The sequence below is a fragment of the Flavobacterium sp. XGLA_31 genome (assembly GCF_051547105.1).
In the GTDB taxonomy this organism is placed as follows: Bacteria; Bacteroidota; Bacteroidia; order Flavobacteriales; family Flavobacteriaceae; genus Flavobacterium.
This window is the reverse complement of sequence record NZ_JBPTTM010000004.1, coordinates 189681-211746: the sequence shown is the minus strand read 5'-3', so window position 1 is coordinate 211746 and position 22066 is coordinate 189681. Positions and strand designations below refer to the sequence as shown.

Here is a 22066-nt window from a genome sequence, read left to right as displayed (position 1 = left end):
TTTGTCGATGAAAGACATGGAAAATCGATGAAAGAAATCTAGCGGGTTACTTAACAATAAGTTAATATCTTTTTATGAGGAAGCCTGATTTTATCTATATTTTTGTCTTCAATTAAATACTTATTTATGAAAAACATTTTACTATTGAAAAATGCAAGGCTCTTTCATGTGTTGAGTTTTGCATTATTTTTATTGGTTATTGGTTCAGGAAAAAGTTTTGCTCAAACAACCTTTTTCTTTTATCAAAACACTACAGCAACCATACCAACAGGTTGGGTGTTGACTAATAATGTGACTGCCAATGCAATTGATAAGTCAACTTATTTGCACTTGGAAGCAGGAAATCCTTCGGATCAAATTGTAACTCCTAATTACGATTTGACAGGGTATACCAATGTTACTTTGGCTTATTCTGTTGCAACCTTTGGAACTGTAACAGCGAATCCTGCACTTAAGGTTGAAGTTTCAACCAATGGAGGGACTTCTTGGTCAGCAACAACCTATACTTCTTCTGCGCCTACATCGTCAACCTATGTGAATGGAACGATAAGTATTACGGGGCAGACCTTTACAAGTACAACAAAATTCAGATTTTCAAATACACTTACCTCAGGAACCGGACTAAGAAATCAAAATTTGAAGTTAACAGGTTCTTTACCAGCCGTAAACCCAACTTTTGCATCGTATCCCAATGTTTCCAAAACCTATGGAGATGCCGGGTTTTCTATGGTAGCTTCTTCGGATAGTCCGGGAGCTATATCTTATACGAGTACAAATTCTGCTGTGGCAACGATTAACAGCAGTACAGGAGCAGTAACGATTAAAGGAGTGGGGTCTACCACTATTATCGCCAATCAGGCTGCAGCTACCGGATACAATGCCGGAAGTACTTCTGCAACCTTAACTGTTGCTCAGGCTACAACCGGGTTGACCATTACAGCGAACAATGTTACGAAATCATACGGAACAACATTGAGCAATGGCTCATCCTCAAATTTTAGTGTTTCAGGTTTACTCTATACCGATAGTTTAGGTACCGGAGCTACAGTAACCAATACTTATGGAGCTGGTGCCTCAGGGACTGCTGCTCCCGGAAGTTATGTAGGTTCTATTGTACCTTCTGCTTTGGTCAATGGTACCGGAGCTACTTATAATTCAGCTAACTATGCTGCTACTACTTATGTAAACGGTGATATTACCGTTAACCAAGCATCACAAACAATTTCATTGACTCCTTCGGTAACTAAAACCTACGGAGATGCCGCTTATACTTTAAATGGTGTAGCTACTTCCGGATTGACCGTATCGTACAGTAGTTCAAATACAGCTGTCGCTACTGTTTCAGGAAATACAGTTACCATTGTTGGGGCGGGTACCACTACGATTACCGCTTCACAAGCCGGTGATGCTAACTATAGTGCAGCCACTTCAGTTACTCAAACACTTACCGTAAATGTTAAGAATTTAAATGTAACCGGAATTACAGCTAACAGCAAATACTATGACGGAAACACCACGGCTACCTTAAGCGGTACCGCTGTTTTATCGGGAGTTGTAGGAACAGATGACGTTACTTTGACCGGAACTCCAACCGCTGTTTTTGTCAGCTCATCAGTAGGTACGGGTATCACAGTAAATGTTACCGGATATGCTATAACCGGAGCGGCAGTAGCCAACTACCTGTTGGTTCAACCAACCGCATTGAGTGCTGATATTATTGCCAATACCCCAACCTTGTTTGCCAGCGGGACTTTATCAGCAGTGTCAACTACTTACGGAACGGCAAGTGGAACCACTTCTTTCAGTTTAAGTGCGCAATCTTTAAATGAAGGCGTGCACGTAAGCGCCCCTGCCGGATTTGAAGTTTCTGATGGAGGAGCCTATGCTACTGCGATAACCGTGGGTGGTGCAGGAAGTTTATCTGCTACAACAATTAACGTTCGTTTGGCAGCTACTACCGCAGCCGGAACTTATTCAGGTAATGTTACCTTATCCAGTGATCAGGCTACTACCATTACGGTGGCTACAGTTAGCAGTACCGTTTCACCAAAAGGATTAACCATTTCCGGTTTAACAGGAGTGGACAAAACCTATGACGGGACTACAGCGGCATCAGTTACCGGAATAGCTACTCTTAATGGAGTTGTAGGTTCAGATGATGTTACTCCTAATGGGACTTCAGCGACCTATAATTTTGTAACGGCGACTGCCGGAACCAACAAGTCAATTACCGTTTTAGGATTTACGTTAAACGGGGCTTCAGCAGCTAACTATACCGTGGCTCAGCCTACAGGAATAACGGCTACGATTAATAAAGCAGCTTCTTCTATAGCGGTTACCGGTGCTCTTACCTTTACCTACAACGGAACGGCTCAAGGGCCAAACACTTCCAGTGTAACCGGTTCTACAGGAGCAATAGCGTACAGCTACAACGGAGTTTCACCAACCGTTTATGGTCCTAGTGCAACAAGACCAACGAATGCCGGAAATTACACTGTAGTTGCTACTGTAGCTGCCGATACTAATTACGAAAGTGCTGCTTCAGCAAGTGCTGGTTTTACTATTGCTAAAGCTGACCAAACAATTACTTTGGCCGCTACAGATACTAAAACGACCAATACAACTACTTATACTTTAGCCTTAAATGCCAGTTCAGGTTTAGCGGTAAGTTACTCCAGTTCAAATACAGCTGTCGCTACTGTTTCAGGTAATACCGTTACCATTGTTGGAATTGGTACTACTACCATTACAGCAAATCAAGCCGGAGATGCTAACTATAACGCTGCTCCGCAAGTTACTCAAACTTTAACGGTAACCCAGGGAGCTTCAGTTTTAGCAGGTTGGGATTTCTTTGGACAAAGTTCTCCGGCAACTTTTGCTGCGACTACTTACAACACCAATTTAAATAATACTGCCAGTCAAAGTACAATGACCAGAGGGGCAGGAGCTGCTTCAAGTTCAGGAAGTAATTCATTCAGAACCGTTGGTTTCCAAAATAACGGAATTTCTACGTCTAATACCGATTACTTTGAAGTAAAGGCAACAGCTGTAGCCGGAAAAACCTTAACATTGACAAGAATCGATGCTAATTTAATAGGAACTAATACATTCTATGCTTCACCGGGTGTTACATCTCAGTTTGCTTACAGTTTAAACGGATCTACTTTTACATTGATAGGTTCACCTGTTACCACTACTTCGTTGTCTATTAATTTTGACCTTACCGGAATTACGGCCTTACAAAATGTACCGGCAGGAACTACGGTAACTTTGAGATATTATGCCAGTGGTCAGACTTCTACCGGAGGTTGGGGATTCTCTTCACCTGCAGCAGGAACGAATGGTTTAGCCCTTACAGGATATACGTCTTTACAGCCGGCACCTTCAATCACCAGTGCTTTAACGGCAAGTGGTACAGTGGGAGCTGCATTTAGTTATGCTACAACAGCAACGAACAGTCCTTCTTCGTATGCGGCTTCAGGATTGCCTTCAGGTTTGTCCATAAATACTACATCAGGAGCCATAACAGGTACTCCAACAGTGGCCGGAACATTCAATGTTTCTTTGAGTGCGACTAATTTAACCGGTACCGATACTAAAACTTTAGTAGTTACCATCGCTAAAGCGAATCAAACAATTTCATTGACTTCTTCGGTAACTAAAACCTACGGAGATGCAGCTTATACTTTAAACGGTGTAGCTACTTCCGGATTGACAGTATCTTACAGCAGTTCAAATACCGCTGTAGCAACAGTTTCAGGAAATACAGTAACTATAGTGGGTGCGGGTTCAGCCACCATTACTGCTTCTCAGGCAGGGGATGATAACTATAATGCCGCTACAGCTGTAGACCAGGCATTAGTGGTTAATAAAGCCAATCAAACGATTACGTTTGCGGCTCTTTCTCCTAAGAATGATGTGGACGGTCCGTACACTTTAGCCGCTACTGCTTCTTCAGGTTTAGCTGTTAGTTATTCAAGCTCTAATACTTCTGTATTGACTATCAGTGGAAACACTGTAACTATCGTTGCTCCGGGAACTTCTGTAATCACTGCTTCACAAGCCGGTAATGATAACTACAATGCGGCTGTATCAGTAGATCAGGAACAAAATATCATCAATACTTCATTAGCGAATCAAACCATCACTTTTGGAGCTTTATCTCCGGTTACTTATGGAGATGCACCTTTTGCTTTAACAGGTTCTGTTAATTCGAGTTTGACAATTACCTATACCAGTTCTAATCCTGCCGTTGCCTCAGTTTCAGGAAATACGGTAACCATACATGCACCGGGTACTACAACTATTACCGCTTCACAAGATGGAGACAGTACACACAATCCGGCTCAGGATGTTGCGCAGTCTTTGGTTGTAGCTAAAAAAGGATTGAATGCGGTAAATGTAAGTGTGGCGAATAAAACTTACGATGGTACCACTGCTGCTACCTTAACCGCTGATTTAGACGGTGTAGTAGGTACAGATGACGTGACTTTAAGTAATGCTGCTGCTTTTGCTACAGCTAATGTTGGAACCGGAATAGCGGTTACGGCTAATCTTTCTATCAGCGGTGCTCAGGCAGATCGTTATGTGTTGTCACAACCAAGCGGCTTGTCAGCAGATATTCTTATGGCGGATCAGGTAATTTCATTTGATCCATTAGCTGATAAAACGTATGGAGATGCTCCGTTTACAGTATCCGCTACAGGTGGTGCTTCAGGTGCTCCAATTGTTTTCACAAGTTCTGATCCTTTGATAGCCACTGTTTCTGGAACTACAGTAACTATAGTTGGTGTAGGTACAGTAACGATTACCGCTTCTCAGGCTGGTGACAGCAATTATAATGCAGCTGCAGATGTGTCACAAACCTTTACCGTTAACAAAGCGAATCAAACAATTACTTTCAATGCTTTAGTGAACCGCACAACTGCGGATACGACTTTCACATTGAACGGATTTTCATCTTCTGCGCTTTCAGTAGTTTATTCAAGTTCTAATCCGGCTGTAGCAACTATCGTTGGAAATGTGGTTACAGTTGTTGGTCCGGGAAGCACTACAATTACCGCTTCACAACCAGGTAACGATTTCTATAATGCTGCTGCAGATGTGGCACAAACACAATTAGTGTTGACTGCCATTGCCAAATGGACTTTTGAAGGGGTAACTATTGCTACTCCGGGAAGTACTGCAGTTATTACTGCCGGTTCAGCAGTAGCTGACCAGGGATTACAAACTTCAGGAAGTTTATTCAGCTCAACTCACGCCAGTACTGCCACCATTTGGTCAACTCCGGCCGGAAATGGTTCAACAAAATCAGCAACTTCTGATCATTGGGCTGTTGGCGATTACTACCAATTCAAAGTAAACACTTCAGATTACCATGATTTGGCTATCGCATTCGATCAAACCGGAAGTGCTACCGGGCCTGCCTCATTTAAAGTACAATACAGTTTGGACGGAACCAACTTTACAGATTTAAGTACTTATGCTGTTACTAACGATAGCTGGAGTGCTACGAATTTCAAATCCATTTCAAACCGCACTTTTGACTTAACTGCTCTAACGGCTTTAAATAATAAAACAGCTGTTTATTTCAGAGTTGTAAGTACCGGAACTGTAGCTATTAATGGTAGTGCAGTAGGTACAGGCGGAACTAGTAGAATAGACAATTTTACAGTAACAGGGATTGCTTGTGAAGCAGCTACAGCTGCTATCACTGCTGACGGAGCGACTTCTTTCTGTGAAGGGGGTAGCGTAACGTTAACAGCTAGTGAAGGTCCTAGTTACTTATGGTCAACTGGTGATACTACGCAAAGCATCACGGTTGCTGCTTCAGGAAATTATTTCGTACAGGAATTAAGCGCTAATGGATGTGGCGCCACTTCAAACACGATTGCGGTGACCGTAACACCTAATACAAGCAACACTACTACTGCAACTGCTTGTGACAGTTATGTATGGTCTGTAAACGGACAAACCTATACTGCATCAGGAAATTATACTGTGGTTAACGGTTGTTCTACAGAGAATTTGAACTTAACCATTACACCAAGTACCAGTCATACCACTACAATAACAGCGTGTGACAGTTATACATGGTCATACAATGATCAGGAATATTTTGAATCCGGAACGTATTCAGTAGTTACAGGATGTCATACCGAAATTTTAGCGTTGACCATTACACCAAGTACCAGTCATACTACTACCATTTCAGCTTGTGATTCTTACACTTGGGCAGCTCCTCTGGGAGATGGACAAACTTACAGAGCCAGCGGTACGCATACCTATACTTCAGGATGTCATACAGAAACTTTAGTCTTGACGATTATCCCAAGTACAAACAATGTGACCACTATTTCAGCTTGTGACAGTTATACTTGGTCAAACACCGGTTTAACCTATACAACAAGTGGTACTTATACAGGAACTACGGCTAATTGTGTAACGCAAGTGTTGAACTTGACTATCAATACAACTCCAACGGTTTCTAATGTATTCCCATCGGCTTATAATGTATGTGACGGAGTTACCAGTACGCCACTAACTTTAACTTCATCAACGTCCGGAGATGTTACTTTTGATGTGACCGGTGGAGCTGCAATCGGATTGAATGATCTTACAGATGTTACTGTGGTTCCTCCATTTACTACTACATTAGGAAGTGCTACAATAACTATTACACCAAAATTACACGGATGTGTAGGTAATTCGGTATCGTTTGGAATTACGGTTAATCCTGTTAGCTCTAACACTACTACAATTACAGCAACAGGAAGTTATACTTGGCCTGTTAACAATGAAACCTATACAGCTTCAGTAAATACCATGTATTCAGCTCCAAACAGTTGTCATACAGAATACTTGAACTTAACCATTATTCCGGTAGCTGAAATTACCACGCAACCTGCTAATGCCATTCTTTGTTCAACAGTAGGTGCAACGGTGAATTATACCGTGGCTTCTACGATGCCAAATGCTACTTATCAGTGGCGTTACAGAGTGGCTACGGCTGCTAACCCTAACCCGGCTTGGATTGCGATTACATCAGCGAATGCCGGTCAGGTTTATAGCAACTACACTTCAGCTACTTTAACAGTAACTAAAACGACTACGTTGCCTGCAGTAGGAACACAATACAGTGTGGTGATTTCAGGAGACTTACCAAGTTTAACTTCTGACGTGGCTACGGTTACCGTGTTGTCTACTCCTAAAGGAGGTACTATTACTTCGCCTACATCAGTATGTTTAGGCAGTGATATTACGTTTACTTTAACTAAACAAGCAGGTACTTCATTACAATGGCAGTCTTCACCAATTTCAACTTCGACTGCACCGGGTGTGTTTACTGATATTCCGGGAGCTACAGGTACTTCGTATACTGTGGTAGGAGCTACTGCAGATATGGATAAATCGTATCGTGTAGCCGTATACAGCGAATGCAGTAATACCACAGTTTATTCACCAACTAAAACCATCAAAGTAGATCCGACTTCTGTTGCGGGTAACCTTACTTCAGGTGGTGGTGTAGTTTGTGCAGGAAGCAACGGTACTTTGAAAGTAGCGGGTTATGTTGGAAAAATCCAATGGGAATACTCTACTGACGGAGAAAACTATGTGAATGCACCAAAAGCAGCTGATGGTCAAACTGTACCGTTTGGTACTACCTCTGTCAGCAGCACTGCGGCTACTTACTTAGTAACCGGAATTGCTACTGAGTTGTGGTTCAGAGCCAGAGTGACTAGTGGCGCTTGTTCTTCAAGCTATACCAGCGCTGCTCATTACACTATCGGAACGGCTGCATTGGTAGGTGCTATTACACCGGCCAGTACTACTTTATGTCCGGGTACCGGAACTACTTTAACGTTAAGCGGAGCGGTAGGAGTAATTACTTGGCAAAAATCAACGACTTGGACAGCTGCTACACCAACATGGATTTCTTCAACGAACCATACGGATACGTTTGCTACCGGAAACTTAACAGTTTCTACGGCTTACAGAGCGATGGTTACTATCGGATCTTGTTCTACTGTGTACAGCGATTTAGCTTTTGTATATGTAGTAGCTAAACCATTGGCTAAAACTATCGTAGCCAATACCACTACACCGTCAGGTAAAACAGCGTTAACAGCCATGTGTACTAACGATGCTTCCAAAATCTTAACTGTAGGTGCCGGATCAGTAGGTTCAGTACAATGGCAGTGGTCTACCACTTCAACTACATCAGGATTCACAGATATCGCCGGAGCTACCGATAACAGTTATGTAGTGACTAATCCTGCAGTAGGTGCTAACTACTTCAGAGTTAAAATGAGCAACACTTGTGGTGTTGAAGTATTCGGAACTGCTGTTACAGTTTGGTACAAAGATTGTACACCGGCGAAAGCTGAGGTGAAAGCACCATTCAATGTGGTAGCGTATCCAAACCCTTATACAGCAAACTTCAACTTGAGTCTAACAACTTCAAGTGTGGATACTGTAGGTGTTTCTATTTACGACATGACCGGAAAACTAATCGACCAACGTACGGTGAGACCAAGTGAGGTTTCTGACCTACAGGTAGGTGATCGTTATCCGTCAGGTGTATACAACGTTGTGGTAACACAAGGAAGCGAAGTGAAAACACTTCGTGTGATCAAAAGATAATCCGTATCAATAGATTTATTTTTAAAGCCCTCTCCGGAAACGGAGAGGGCTTTTTTTATGAGTCCACCGCAGGATATTGTTGGCGGGACAGGAGGTGTTGGGAAAAAGATGTACATCATTGGAGTAAAAGATGTACATCTTTTGGGTGAAACATGTACATCTTTTGGATAAAACATATATATCTTTTTAGGGAAACATATATATCTTTTGAATGAAACATATATATCTTTTGAATAAAACATATATATCTTTTGAAAAACACTTACGTACCAATTAAAAAAGACTTCTGCAATTCTCTTCAAACGCCTCCATATTGGTTTAAAAAAATGGTCGGAGCTCACAGGGGCTTGCTATTGATTTAAACAGGGAAGGATAAGCAGTCTGAAAAGGGATGGAAAGCTACAAACTTAAAAGGATTGAATTGGATGCGTTTTGATTTATAAACAATGACTTATAAAATCATCTGTTCCGGCGGTTTTTTAACTATAAATCAATAATTTATCAACACGAAAACGTTTGCGTAGCGCTGCAAGTTCAATTAACAAAATATTTTGTTAATTTTAACATTCCCTAAGTCGCAATAGTATTGTTTTTATTGAGAATGCTCTTTTTTTAGTTTCTTATTTATTAGAAATAGACAAGAAAAAGAATAAAAAATTGAGTATTCTGTAATTGTTACATCTACAATACGGTAATCATTAGTAATCATTATTTAATCCAAAATTTATGAAACAGTTTTACTTGGGTAAAAAAATCCTTTTTACTTTATGGCTAGCACTTATAGGATTAGCTTCATTTGGACAAAACTCGTTTAATTCCGGCGATGGCTGGGGTGCAGGTTGGGGAACAGGAAGCTCATTTTCAAGTAGCGCAGGTTCTTCATTAATTTATACGGCCACCAATTCGAGCGGGGCAGGAAACCGGTATTTCAGATTCTACGGAAACGGAACACCTTGTGGGGAATATGGTCCTTCCGGGTCCAATGATGTACAGTTGTCTCCGGAAACAGCTTATACCGGCACCACCATTACTTGTGGTTCTTCTAAAGCATTTTATTTGGCTGTTGCGAATAGCACTGATAACTGGGTATTCAAATCGGCCGGAATCAGCAGTGCCAAGATGATTATCTTCAGAGTGCAAGGTGCCATTCGTAGCATAACCGGTGTCTCGAGTTCGCTTTCCACGGTATATGCCAATCAGTCTCCTACGATTACCGCCACCCTCAACGGAGCTTTGGCTACAGGGCAGGGCGTATACCTTCGTTATACCAATGATGGCTTTGCGACCAGTACAGTGGTTCCTATGACCAGCGCAACTTCTACCACTTATACGGCTTCCATTCCGGGTCAAATCTCAGGAAAGACAGTCAACTATTATTTGTTTACTGCAGGAACAACCACGCCTTCGGGAGCGGATGCAGACTGGTATACCATAAATTTAAACAACAACGGAGGGTCTAACTATTCGTATACGGTTCAGACACCACCTACGCCTACTATAACACTGGGGACTAATCCGACTGTTTGTCGCGGAGTGACCAGTGCTAATATATCCTATAGTGCCACTACTAACAGCCCAAATCAATACAGCATTACTTTTGACGCTACGGCTTTAGGGCAGGGTTTTGCCAGTGTCTCGAATGCGGCTTTGCCTTCGTCTCCTATTGCTATTACTGTTCCGGCAGCGGCAGCGGCAGGAACCTATAATGGGACTTTAACCGTAAGAAACACTGCAACAGGTGGTGTTAGTTCAAATTATGCTATTACAGTAACAGTGGCCGCCTTGCCCGATGCGGGTTCGCTTAGCGGGACATTGTCTTTTTGTTTAAACGGGACTACTACCTTAACCAGCAGTGGTACTTCGGGAGGCAGTTGGTCCTCTTCCAACACCAGTGTGGCGAGTGTCAATTCCTCAGGTGTTGTTACCGGAGCAGGAGTGGGCACGGCTACAATAACCTATACGGTTACCAATGGTTCAGGTTGTTCGGCCTCCGCTACGGCCAATGTTACGGTGAATGCCAACACTTCGTCGTCTCAAACGGTTACGGCTTGTGATACGTATACCTGGTCGGTCAACGGACAAACCTATACAACGTCGGGTACCTACACTTATGTTAATGCCTGTGATACTAAAACATTAAACCTAACCATTACGCCAAGCAGTAATAACAGCACTACCGCCAGTGCCTGTGGCAGTTATTTATGGTCGGTAAACGGACAGACGTATACGGCAAGCGGCACTTATACTTCAGTGTCGGGCTGTCATACCGAAACCTTGAACCTGACCATTACACCGAATACCAGCAATACTACGACAACATCTGCTTGTGACAGTTATACTTGGTCGGTGAACGGACAAACCTATACGACAAGCGGTACCTATACTTCAGTATCGGGCTGTCATACTGAAATCTTGAACCTGACGATTTATGTGAGTACTCCTTCCAGCCAGACCGTTTCAGCTTGTGACAGTTATTTGTGGAGTGTTGACGGCAACACTTACACTACTTCGGGAACCTATGTTTTTGAGGGAACTAATGCGGCAGGGTGTCCACAGGATCAGACTCTTTATTTGACTATTAACAGCAGTTCGGCCTCTTCACAAACCGTAACGGAATGTGACAGCTACACTTGGTCAGTCAACGGGCAAACCTATACTACCAGCGGAACCTACACCTATGTAGGAACCAATGCTTCGGGCTGTCCGGATACCAAAACGTTGAATTTAACCATCAACAACAGTTCGGCATCCTCACAAACCGTAACGGCTTGTGACAGTTACACCTGGTCAGTCAACGGACAAACCTATACTTCCAGTGGTACTTATACTTATGCGAGTACCAATGCTTCGGGTTGTCCTGATACCAAAACGCTGTATCTTACAGTCACTCCGTCAACCAGCAATACCACAACAATCAGTGCCTGTGGCAGCTATTTGTGGTCCGTTAACGGACAAACCTATACGGCAAGCGGAACGTACACTTCAGTATCCGGCTGTCATACCGAGACCCTGAACTTAACGATTACGCCAAACACCAGTAACACTACTACGGCAGCCGCATGTGACACTTACACTTGGTCTGTGAACGGACAAACGTATACTACCTCGGGAACCTATACTTCAGTATCAGGCTGTCATACCGAAATATTGGCATTAACCATCAATAACAGTACTTCATCCAGTCAAACGGTATCCGCTTGTGATACCTATACCTGGTCAGTGAACGGACAAACCTATACCACGAGCGGTACTTACACTTTTACAGGGACCAATGCTTCAGGCTGTACCGATACTAAAACCCTGAATCTGACGATTAACAATACTACAGCATCCAGTCAAACGGTTTCTGCTTGCGGAAGCTACACTTGGTCAGTGAACGGACAGACGTATACTACCAGCGGGACCTATACGAATGTAGGTACCAACGCTTCAGGTTGTACAGATACCAAGACATTGAATTTAACCGTATCGCCAATCAATAAAAGTAATGCCGGAACCACTTGGGTTAATGGTCAAAATGACAATACTGCCGGATTAGGTGCCTGGAATTTATCTACAGTAGGAACTACAGCCGGTTTCTTTTCGGGCAGTTCTGATATCAATAATGGTGGAACCCGTTCTTGGGGAATGTTTGCCAGCGGAGGAAGTAATGTAGCCAGCGCGGTAAGACCGGTTTCGATGGGAGTAGGGAATACCATATCGTTCTCTATGGATAACGGATTTATTGATACCGGTAAAACCATTGGTTTCGGACTTCAAAACAGTGCCGGGCAGAACCTGGCCGAATTGGTTTTCATTGGAGGACAATCCACTTACAGAATGTTGGATGCCAATTCAGCCAACACATCCATAGGGTATACAGCAGCCGGATTGGATATTTCTTTAACGTACACGGGAACCAATACCTATACCATCACCATAGCGGCCAGAGGAGGTTCATCCGCAACCTATACCGGCAGAACCTTTACCACCCAGTCCGGTGGACAGGTGCCGGCACAAATTCGTTTCTTTAATGCAGGAGCCGGTACCGGTTCAAGTTATGATTTGTTTTTCAATAGCTTGGCCATTACAAATCCGATAATTACCACACAACCTGCTGCAACAGCTCAGAATATTTGCGTAGGAACTACACCAACCAACCTTACAGTAGCTGCCGGCGGAGCCGGGCTGACCTACCAATGGTACAGCAATACCTTAAACGGATATACCGGAGGTACCTCTTTAGGAAGTGCGAACGGAGCCCAAACCGCCACATTGACTCCGCAAAATACAACTCCGGGAATCTTATATTACTATTGTGTTGTAACCGACCCTTGTGGGTCTGCCTATTCGGCTGTTTCCGGTGCGGTAACCGTAACGTCTCCGCCAAATGCCGGAGCCTTAAGCGGTACTCAGGAGGTTTGTGTAAATGGCTTAACTACTTTTTCTACTAACGGAACTACAGGAGGCTCATGGTCTACATCAAATTCAGCAGTAGCAACCGTAAATACTTCCGGTGGCGTAACCGGAATTGCTTCGGGTTCAGCCACTATTACGTATACGCTTAACGGTACCGGAGGATGTAGTAATGCTACAGCTACAAGAACCGTTACAGTGAATGCTTTACCCACAGCCACCATTACGGCTGACGGGCCAACATCTTTTTGTGAAGGTGGAAGCGTAGTTTTAACTGCCGGAGAGAGCACCAGCTACTTGTGGTCAACCGGAGCAACTACCCAAAGCATTACAGTTACTGCGTCGGGGAATTATACGGTTCAGGTGACCAATGCCAATGGTTGTTCTGCGACTTCAGGAGTTACCACAGTGACGGTTACCCCTAATACGACACACACAGTTACCACTTCTGCCTGTGATACGTATACTTGGTCGGTTAACGGTCAAACCTATACCGAAAGCGGAACTTACAGTTCGGTTTCCGGTTGTCATACAGAAGTTTTAGTTTTAACGATTACGCCAAGCACAAGCAATACCAATGTCGTTTCGGCTTGTGATACGTATACTTGGTCGGTCAACGGACAAACCTATACTACCGGGGGAACGTACAATTTTGTTTCCGGTTGTCATACTGAAATTTTAGAATTGACTATCAATCACAGTACTTCATCGAGCCAGTCAGTAGCCGCTTGTGACACTTACACTTGGGCGGTAAACAATCAAACCTATACCGAAAGCGGAACGTATACTTTTGAGGGAACCAATGAAGCAGGCTGTACGGATACTAAGATTTTAATCCTGACGATTAATAAAAGTACCGTTTCAAGTGAATCTGTGACGGCTTGTGACTCGTATACCTGGCCGGTTGACGGACAAACATATACTCAAAGCGGAACCTATACTTATGCGAGTACCAATGCATCAGGTTGTCCTGATACCAAAACTTTGGTGTTGACTATCAATGAAAGCATTACCGACAGTCAAACGATTACCGCTTGTGAAAGTTATACCTGGTCACAAAATAATCAAACATATACTCAGAGTGGAACTTATACTAAGGTAGACGGTTGCACTACGTATGAGTTGAATTTGACCATCAATCCGGCAATTCAAATCAATGCTCAACCGGAAAATACCGTTTTGTGTAGTGATTTAGGCTCAACAGCGGTTGTGGAAGTAGGTCTTTTACAAGGAGCAGCAGGCGTAACTTATCAATGGCAGTTTTCTGAAGATAATGGAGGAAATTGGACTACAATTGATGAATCAAATGCTGCAGGTGTATATACAACATTTACCACTAATTCGCTAACCATCACCAAAACATTGACCATGCCTGTAGATGGTACTCTTTACAGAGTTATTATCAGCGATGGAATTTGTGATGATGTAATATCGAATAGTGCTGTTTTAAGAATTTATGGATTGACAGCTTCCGAACTTTCGGGAGCTACCCGGGTTTGTGCCGGTGATAATTCGACCACATTGACTTTAGCGGCAGGTTCAGTAGGTGATATTCAATGGAAATATTGGGATGAGGCAAATCAGGTTTGGGTTGCATTAGGAGCTTCTGTTCCGGCAGCCTCTTTGGGAGCAATCAACCCTCAAAATACGCTTACTGTTACCAATTTGACGCAAGGAACTTGGTATAAAGTGGTGCTGTCCAATGGTTATTGTCAGCCTATCGAAACGAATTCAGTCAGAATCAGTGTAAGTCAACCGGCTGTAGGAGGTACTATTACCGGTGGGGGAGTTACAGTTTGTTCGGGAGACAATGCAACTACTTTGACTTTGGAAGGTTCTTCCGGGACAAGAGTATGGCAAAAATCTACGGATTATGATGTGAATAACCCAAACAATGCAACTTGGCTTCCGGCAGGCAGCTCAGCGCTTACATTAAATGTAAATAATAGTAATGTGACAACTTGGTACAGAGTGGTTTTGAGCAGTGAAACCTGTCCTACGGCTTACTCTAATGTAGTGACCATTACGGCTGCTCCGGCTTTGGTTAAAAAGGCAGTCTCAGGAACCGCCACAGTTTGTTACGGAAGCAATAGTACCAGTTTAACTTTGGCCGCCGGAACAGTAGGTAACGTGCAATGGCAGTCTTCAACTGATGACGGATTGAACTGGACAAATGCAGGTTCTCCGGTGGCAGCAACAGCACCAACGAATCCGGAAATAACCTATACTGCTGTAGATTTGACTCAAACTACTTTATTCAGAGTATTACTGACCAATGAAGTGTGTACTCCGCTCACTACGGTTACGGCCGAAGTTACGGTAACACCGGCGGTAGTAGCAGGAGAAATTTCAGGAGGAAATGTAAGCGTGTGCAGTGCTAATAATTCTACGGTTTTAAGTTTGCAGAATTATTCAGGTGCCGTGATTCGTTGGCAAAAAGCCACGACACAAACAGGGACTTATACTACCATTTCCGGCGCTACGACAGCCACTTATACTCCTTTGAACTTAACAGCTACGACTTGGTTCAGAGCACAAGTTTCCAGTCCGGCTTGTACAACGGTTTACACAACACCGGTTGTGTTGACTGTGGTTCCTAATGTGAAGGGAGGAACTATTTCCTCTGCCACTTCGGTATGTTTAGGTAACGACATTACCTTTACGTTGACCGGGTATGCAGGTACTTCATTCCAATGGCAGTCTTCGCCAATTTCAACTTCGACAACACCGGGTGTGTTTACCGATATTCCGGGAGCTACAGGTACTTCCTATACCCTTGTAGGAGCTACAGCTGATGTAGATAAATCGTATCGTGTATTGGTTACCAATTCATGTAACAACACTACGGCTTATTCAGCTGTTAAAACCATCAAAGTGGATCCGACTTCCGTTGCGGGTAACCTTACTTCAGGTGGTGGCGTAGTTTGTGCAGGAAGCAACGGTACTTTGAAAGTAGCGGGTTATGTTGGAAAAATCCAATGGCAATACTCTACTGACGGAGAAAACTATGTGAATGCACCAAAAGCAGCCGATGGTCAAACCGTACCGTTTGGTACTACCTCTGTCAGCAGTACTGCGGCTACTTACTTAGTAACCGGAATTGCTACTGAGTTGTGGTTCAGAGCCAGAGTGACTAGTGGAGCTTGTTCTTCAAGCTATACCAGTGCTGCTCATTACACTATCGGAACGGCTGCATTGGTAGGTGGTATTACACCAGCCAGTACTACTTTATGTCCGGGTACCGGAACTACTTTAACGTTAACCGGAGCGGTAGGAGTAATTACTTGGCAAAAATCAACGACTTGGACGTCAGCTACACCAACATGGATTTCTTCAACTAACCATACGGATACGTTTGCTACCGGAAACTTAACCGTTTCTACGGCTTACAGAGCGATGGTTACTATCGGATCTTGTTCTACTGTGTACAGCGATTTAGCTTATGTATATGTAGTAGCCAAACCATTGGCTAAAACTATTGTGGCGAATACCACTACACCATCAGGTAAAACAGCGTTAACAGCTTTGTGTACTAACGATGTTTCCAAAATCTTAACTGTAGGTGCCGGATCTATCGGTTCAGTACAATGGCAGTGGTCTACCACTTCAACTACATCAGGATTTACAGATATCGTTGGAGCTACAGGTAACAGTTATGTAGTGACTAATCCAGCAGTGGGTGCTAACTACTTCAGAGTTAAAATGAGCAACACTTGTGGTGTTGAAGTATTCGGAACTGCTATTACCGTTTGGTACAAAGATTGTACACCGGCGAAAGCTGAGGTGAAAGTACCATTCAATGTGGTAGCGTATCCAAACCCTTATACAGCAAACTTCAACTTGAGTCTAACCACTTCAAGTGTGGATACTGTAGGCGTTGCTATTTACGATATGACCGGAAAACTAATCGACCAACGTACGGTGAGACCAAGTGAGGTTTCTGACCTACAGGTAGGTGATCGTTATCCATCAGGTGTATACAACGTTGTGGTAACACAAGGAAGCGAAGTGAAAACACTTCGTGTGATTAAAAGATAATCTTTATTTAGATTCTATAGAAAAGACCTCTTCGAAAACGAAGAGGTCTTTTGCATTAATTAATTTAATTCAATAGAGGTTGACAACCTTTTTTTGCTAATTTTACACAACAAAAAAAGGAACCTACCGTTGTTATATACCAACTATCTGAAACGACTCTTTGATTTTACCGCCGCTGTAATCGGCTTACTTATTTTATCCCCTGTCCTGTTAATAGTGGTAATATTGCTTTATTTCGCCAATAACGGAAAACCTTTTTTTACCCAATTGCGTCCCGGAAAGAACGGTGTGATTTTTAAAATTATCAAGTTCAAAACCATGAATGATAAAAAAGATGCTCACGGGAAATTGTTGCCTGATGCTGTTCGATTGACAAAAATAGGAAGCTTTGTCCGTAAAACTTCTTTGGATGAAATTCCGCAGTTGTTCAACGTTATCAAGGGAGATATGAGTCTGATTGGTCCCCGACCTCTGCTGCCCAGTTATTTGGAATATTATACTCCTTTTCAGAATCGAAGACACGAAGTGAAACCGGGGATTACCGGTTGGGCACAAGTGAACGGAAGAAACACCATCAGTTGGGATCAGAAATTTGAGTATGATGTTTGGTATGTGGATCACCTTTCGTTTCTTCTGGATGTAAAAATCATTATTAAGACCATTGAAAAAGTAGTCAGAGCCAGTGGGATTTCACCTGAAGATCAGGTGACCATGCCGCGTTTTGACGATTTGCATAAAAAGAATATATGAGAAAAAATATTTTAGTTACAGGAGCAGGTGCTCTGCTCGGTCAAGGGATTCTACGCCTACTGCAGATTGCGGCTTTCGATAAAAAAATCTTTACTGCAGATCCTGACCCGCGTTCTTCCGGACATTGGCTGGGCGATTATGCAATTACCATTCCTAAAGTTAACGAGCAACATTATATTGACGTTTTGAAGAAAGCAGTTGTTGATTACAACATCGATGCTATTTTGGTAGGAACGGATGTGGAGTTACCCATTTTAGCCCAATACAAAGATGAATTTCAAGAGGCTTTCCGCTGTAAAATAATTGTAAGTAGTGAAGAAGTCATCGCTATTGCTAATGATAAATTTTTGACAGCAGCTTTTTTAGCAAAGAACAATTTTCCGTTCCCGGTATCGGTTATGGCAAATGATAAAAGTAAATTGATTGAAATAGAACAGCAATTGGGTTTTCCGTTGTTTGCTAAACCCTTTGACGGAGCCCGCTCTTTAGGCATTCGCAAAATTCACAATCATGAAGAATTGATGGAGATTTACCATCCCGAAAGTAATTTAGTGGTTCAGCAGTATTTACCCGAATCAGAAGGAGAATACACCTCAGGATGCGTAGTAGTGGACGGAAAATGTAAAGTGGTGGTAACCTTAAAGCGGGATTTGAGAGATGGCAACACATATAGGGCCTACCGCGATGCGGAAACATCAAAGTACGATGCATTTATTATTCCGATAGCGGAAAAGCTCAATGCGGATGGACCGGTTAATTTTCAGTTTCGAATTTTTGACGGCAAACCGGTAATCTTTGAAATCAATGCAAGGTTCAGTGGTACGACTCCTTTACGTCATTTTTTCGGTTTTAATGAAGTGGAAGCTTTGTTAGCGTATTATTTGTTTGGCAAAGAAATTCAGGTGCCTGAGTTGCAGAATGGCATAGTGCTGCGCACCTGGTCTGATCTTTTTGTAGATGAAAAGGAATTTAATACACTAAAAGAAGAAGGGAGATTTGAGAAGTTGACTCCGAAGTTTTATAACTTTTCATTAAAAGAATAAGAAATGAAAACAGCAGTAGTAGTTGGGGCCAATGGTTTTTTGGGAAGTGCTTTGGTAAATGAGCTAATTGCCAAAGATTTTGAGGTAACTGCCGTTTACCATTCGGCTACTGACAAAATCAACCCGAAAGCACAGCTGTTAACCAACGAATCCATGCTGAAGTCAGGAACCCAACCGGATTTTATTTTTTATTTATCGGGAAATTATGCTAATCCTCATACTAAATTGTTGGAGATTAATGATACGTTGTATCACTATTCGCTAACGTTTCCCAATGCTAAAATGATTTACATTTCGAGTACCAATGTCTATGGAAATCCCAATGGAGTGGTAACCGAAAACTCACCCTATCACAATCCCGGATTATACGCCCAATCCAAATTAGCAGGAGAATTTATTGTCAAGTCCATGAAACAGTATGCCATTATTCGTTTGGCTTATATTTATGGACCGGGTATAACCAACAGCTCATTTATTCCGGCGATTATAGCATCGGCAAAATCCAACAACAAAATAACCTTGTTCGGACAAGGTGAAAGAGAACAAGATTACATTTATATTGATGATGCTGTGGCTCTTTGTTTAGCTTGTGCCTTAGCAAAAGAAAATCAAACCTATTTAGGGGCTACCGGAATTTCGGTTTCCAATAAAACTGTTTCGGAAGAAATTCAAAAATGGATTCCGTGTAGTATCGAATTTACCGGAGAGGAAACCGGTCAGTCGTTTTATTTTAATCCACAGCAAACTTTTGCTGCATTGAACTGGAAACCACAAATAACGATTTCAGAGGGAATCAAGAAGATGCTGACATGAAAATTATAATTTTTGGGGATGTTCACGGCAATTTGGTTGCATTGGAGCGATTATTTCAATTGGAAAAATCGGAAACAGACGGGTTTATTTGTCACGGAGATGTGGTGAATTACGGGCCTTGGACTAATGATTGTATTCGTTTTTTAAATGATGTTCCCAATTGTGTACTACTCAAAGGCAATCATGAGCACTATTTTACAGATGGTCATTATGATGGGACCAATGTGATAGCACAAACATTTTTTAAACATTGCTATCAAAATTTTGACAAGACACTCATCTCTCAAATTTCAAATTACGGGGTAGCTACTACCATTGGAGATTTCACGGTACAGCATACCATAAACAAGCAATATATTTTTGCCGATACCGATATTTCTGATTTGCTCATCGACAGAAATTATATGATTGGGCATTCTCATCAACAATTTTTCAGGGAAAAGGATAACTTTAAACTTTACAATACCGGAAGTATTGGACAAAACAGGCAATTTATCAATCAGTCTTGTTATCTGAAATATGACACTGATACTCAAAAAGTCGAATTAAAAAGTTTTTTGCATGATATAGATAAAGTCATAAATCAGATGAAAACTGAAAATTATCCTCAACTTTGTATTGATTACTATTTGAGTAAAAAAACTTTATAAGTAAAAGATGCTAAAACGGATTTTTGATATTTTTTTTTCAGCATTTGCTTTGATTTTTTGCTCTTGGATGCTAGTTTTGTTTTGGGTATTATGTAGCATTGACACGAGGGCCAACGGTATTTTTACCCAAGAGCGCGTTGGACAGTTCGGGAAATTGTTCCACATTTACAAGTTGAGAACCATGAAGGTTCCCGATAATAGTATTTCAAAGTTAGGTGCTTTTTTGCGCAAATATAAAATTGATGAATTGCCACAGTTGTGGAATGTGTTTGTGGGGGAAATGAGTATTGTGGGACCAAGGCCTGATGTGCCCGGATATTATGATTTGTTGGAAGGTGAAGAAAGAAATGTTTTGAAATTAAAACCCGGAATTACCAGTTTGGCTTCACTCAAATACGTTGATGAAGAGTGTCTTTTAGCGCAACAACCCCACCCGAAACAATATAATGATGAGGTGATTTTCAGAGATAAAGTCAAAATGAATTTGGACTATTATAATCAAGGAAATTACGTTACAGAAGATATAAAAATTATACTAAAAACGATTGGCTCTTTGGCCAAAACCATAATTAAAAATGAATAATTCAAAAATTTGGCTTTCATCCCCACATATGGGTGGGAGTGAGCAAAAATTTGTTCAGGAAGCTTTTGATACCAATTGGGTAGCGCCTTTAGGGCCCAATGTAAACGGATTTGAAAAGGATTTGGAAAGCTATTTAGGCGATGGCGTTCACGTAGCGGCTTTAAGTTCGGGTACAGCAGCTCTTCATTTGGCTTTGCTGATGCTTGGTGTCAAAACCGGTGATGAAGTGATTTGCCAAAGTATGACCTTTTCAGCCTCCGCCAATCCGATAGTCTATTTGGGAGCGACACCTGTTTTTGTGGACAGTGAACCGGAGACGATGAATATGTGCCCCAGGTTTTTGGAAGAAGCGATTCTTGATGGTATTTCAAGAGGGAAAAAGCCAAAAGCGATAGTGGCTGTTCACTTGTATGGAATGCCTTGTAAAATGCAAGAAATCAGAAAAATAGCTGATGCACACCAAATACCTATTGCAGAAGACAGCGCAGAAGCTTTAGGAAGTACTTATAAAGGAAAAAAATGCGGTACCTTTGGGGATATCAGTATTTTGTCGTTCAACGGAAATAAGATTATTACAACATCCGGAGGAGGCGCTATGGTCACTAAAACGGCGGAACAAAAAAATAAAGCCGTTTTTCTATCGACCCAAGCCCGCGATAACGCACCGCATTATCAGCACAGTGAAATTGGGTACAATTACCGCATGAGTAATATTTGTGCCGGTATCGGCAGAGGACAGATGGAAGTGCTGGATGAACACTTGCAGAGCAGAAGAAAAATGCATCAGTTTTATGTTGATTTATTTGCAGGAGTTGAAGGAGTTAGGGTTTTTACTGAACCCAATGCAGATTTTTATTCTAATCATTGGCTTTCATGCATTGTTTTGGATCCCGAAAAAACAAAAATAACGAGCGAAGACTTAAGGTTAACTTTAGAAAGAGATAATATTGAATCCCGACCTTTGTGGAAACCAATGCATCTTCAGCCGGTGTTTGCAGACTGTGCCTATTTTGGTTCGGATATATCAGAAAAATTGTTTACTAATGGGCTCTGTTTGCCATCAAGTTCCAATTTAACTGACAATGACAGGGAAAGAATTGCTAAAGTGATACGGTCTTTGTTTAATCGCTAACTTTTTTACTATTTTTACC

At 42.1% G+C, this 22066-nt stretch carries 8 protein-coding genes; all 8 read left to right on the top strand.

The window, feature by feature from the left end:
* Positions 1–126: 126 nt before the first annotated feature.
* Entirely contained in the window at positions 127–8643 is an 8517-nt protein-coding gene (locus ACSVH6_RS09695; RefSeq protein ID WP_438077910.1) for a YDG domain-containing protein, read from the top strand.
* 726 nt (positions 8644–9369) lie between these two features.
* Positions 9370–17076, top strand: a complete 7707-nt coding sequence (locus tag ACSVH6_RS09690; protein WP_438077908.1) for a T9SS type A sorting domain-containing protein — start codon at positions 9370–9372, stop codon at positions 17074–17076.
* Between the two features lie 129 nt (positions 17077–17205).
* Complete coding sequence (locus ACSVH6_RS09685) at positions 17206–17826, top strand: sugar transferase (RefSeq protein ID WP_438077906.1); 621 nt, start codon at positions 17206–17208, stop codon at positions 17824–17826.
* A complete protein-coding gene (locus tag ACSVH6_RS09680) occupies positions 17823–18869 on the top strand; it encodes an ATP-grasp domain-containing protein (protein ID WP_438077904.1) in 1047 nt (348 codons plus the stop codon). The genes ACSVH6_RS09685 and ACSVH6_RS09680 overlap by 4 nt, the downstream gene beginning before the upstream one ends.
* Positions 18870–18872: 3 nt before the next feature.
* On the top strand, positions 18873–19682 hold the full coding sequence (locus ACSVH6_RS09675; RefSeq protein WP_438077902.1) for an NAD-dependent epimerase/dehydratase family protein: 810 nt from the start codon (positions 18873–18875) through the stop codon (positions 19680–19682).
* Positions 19679–20332, top strand: coding sequence for a metallophosphoesterase family protein (locus ACSVH6_RS09670; RefSeq protein WP_438077900.1), 654 nt, complete (start codon positions 19679–19681; stop codon positions 20330–20332). Before ACSVH6_RS09675 ends, ACSVH6_RS09670 begins: the two co-directional genes overlap by 4 nt.
* A gap of 7 nt (positions 20333–20339) precedes the next feature.
* On the top strand, positions 20340–20915 hold the full coding sequence (locus ACSVH6_RS09665; protein ID WP_438077898.1) for a sugar transferase: 576 nt from the start codon (positions 20340–20342) through the stop codon (positions 20913–20915).
* On the top strand, positions 20908–22047 hold the full coding sequence (locus tag ACSVH6_RS09660; protein WP_438077896.1) for a DegT/DnrJ/EryC1/StrS family aminotransferase: 1140 nt from the start codon (positions 20908–20910) through the stop codon (positions 22045–22047). Before ACSVH6_RS09665 ends, ACSVH6_RS09660 begins: the two co-directional genes overlap by 8 nt.
* Positions 22048–22066: the final 19 nt, after the last annotated feature.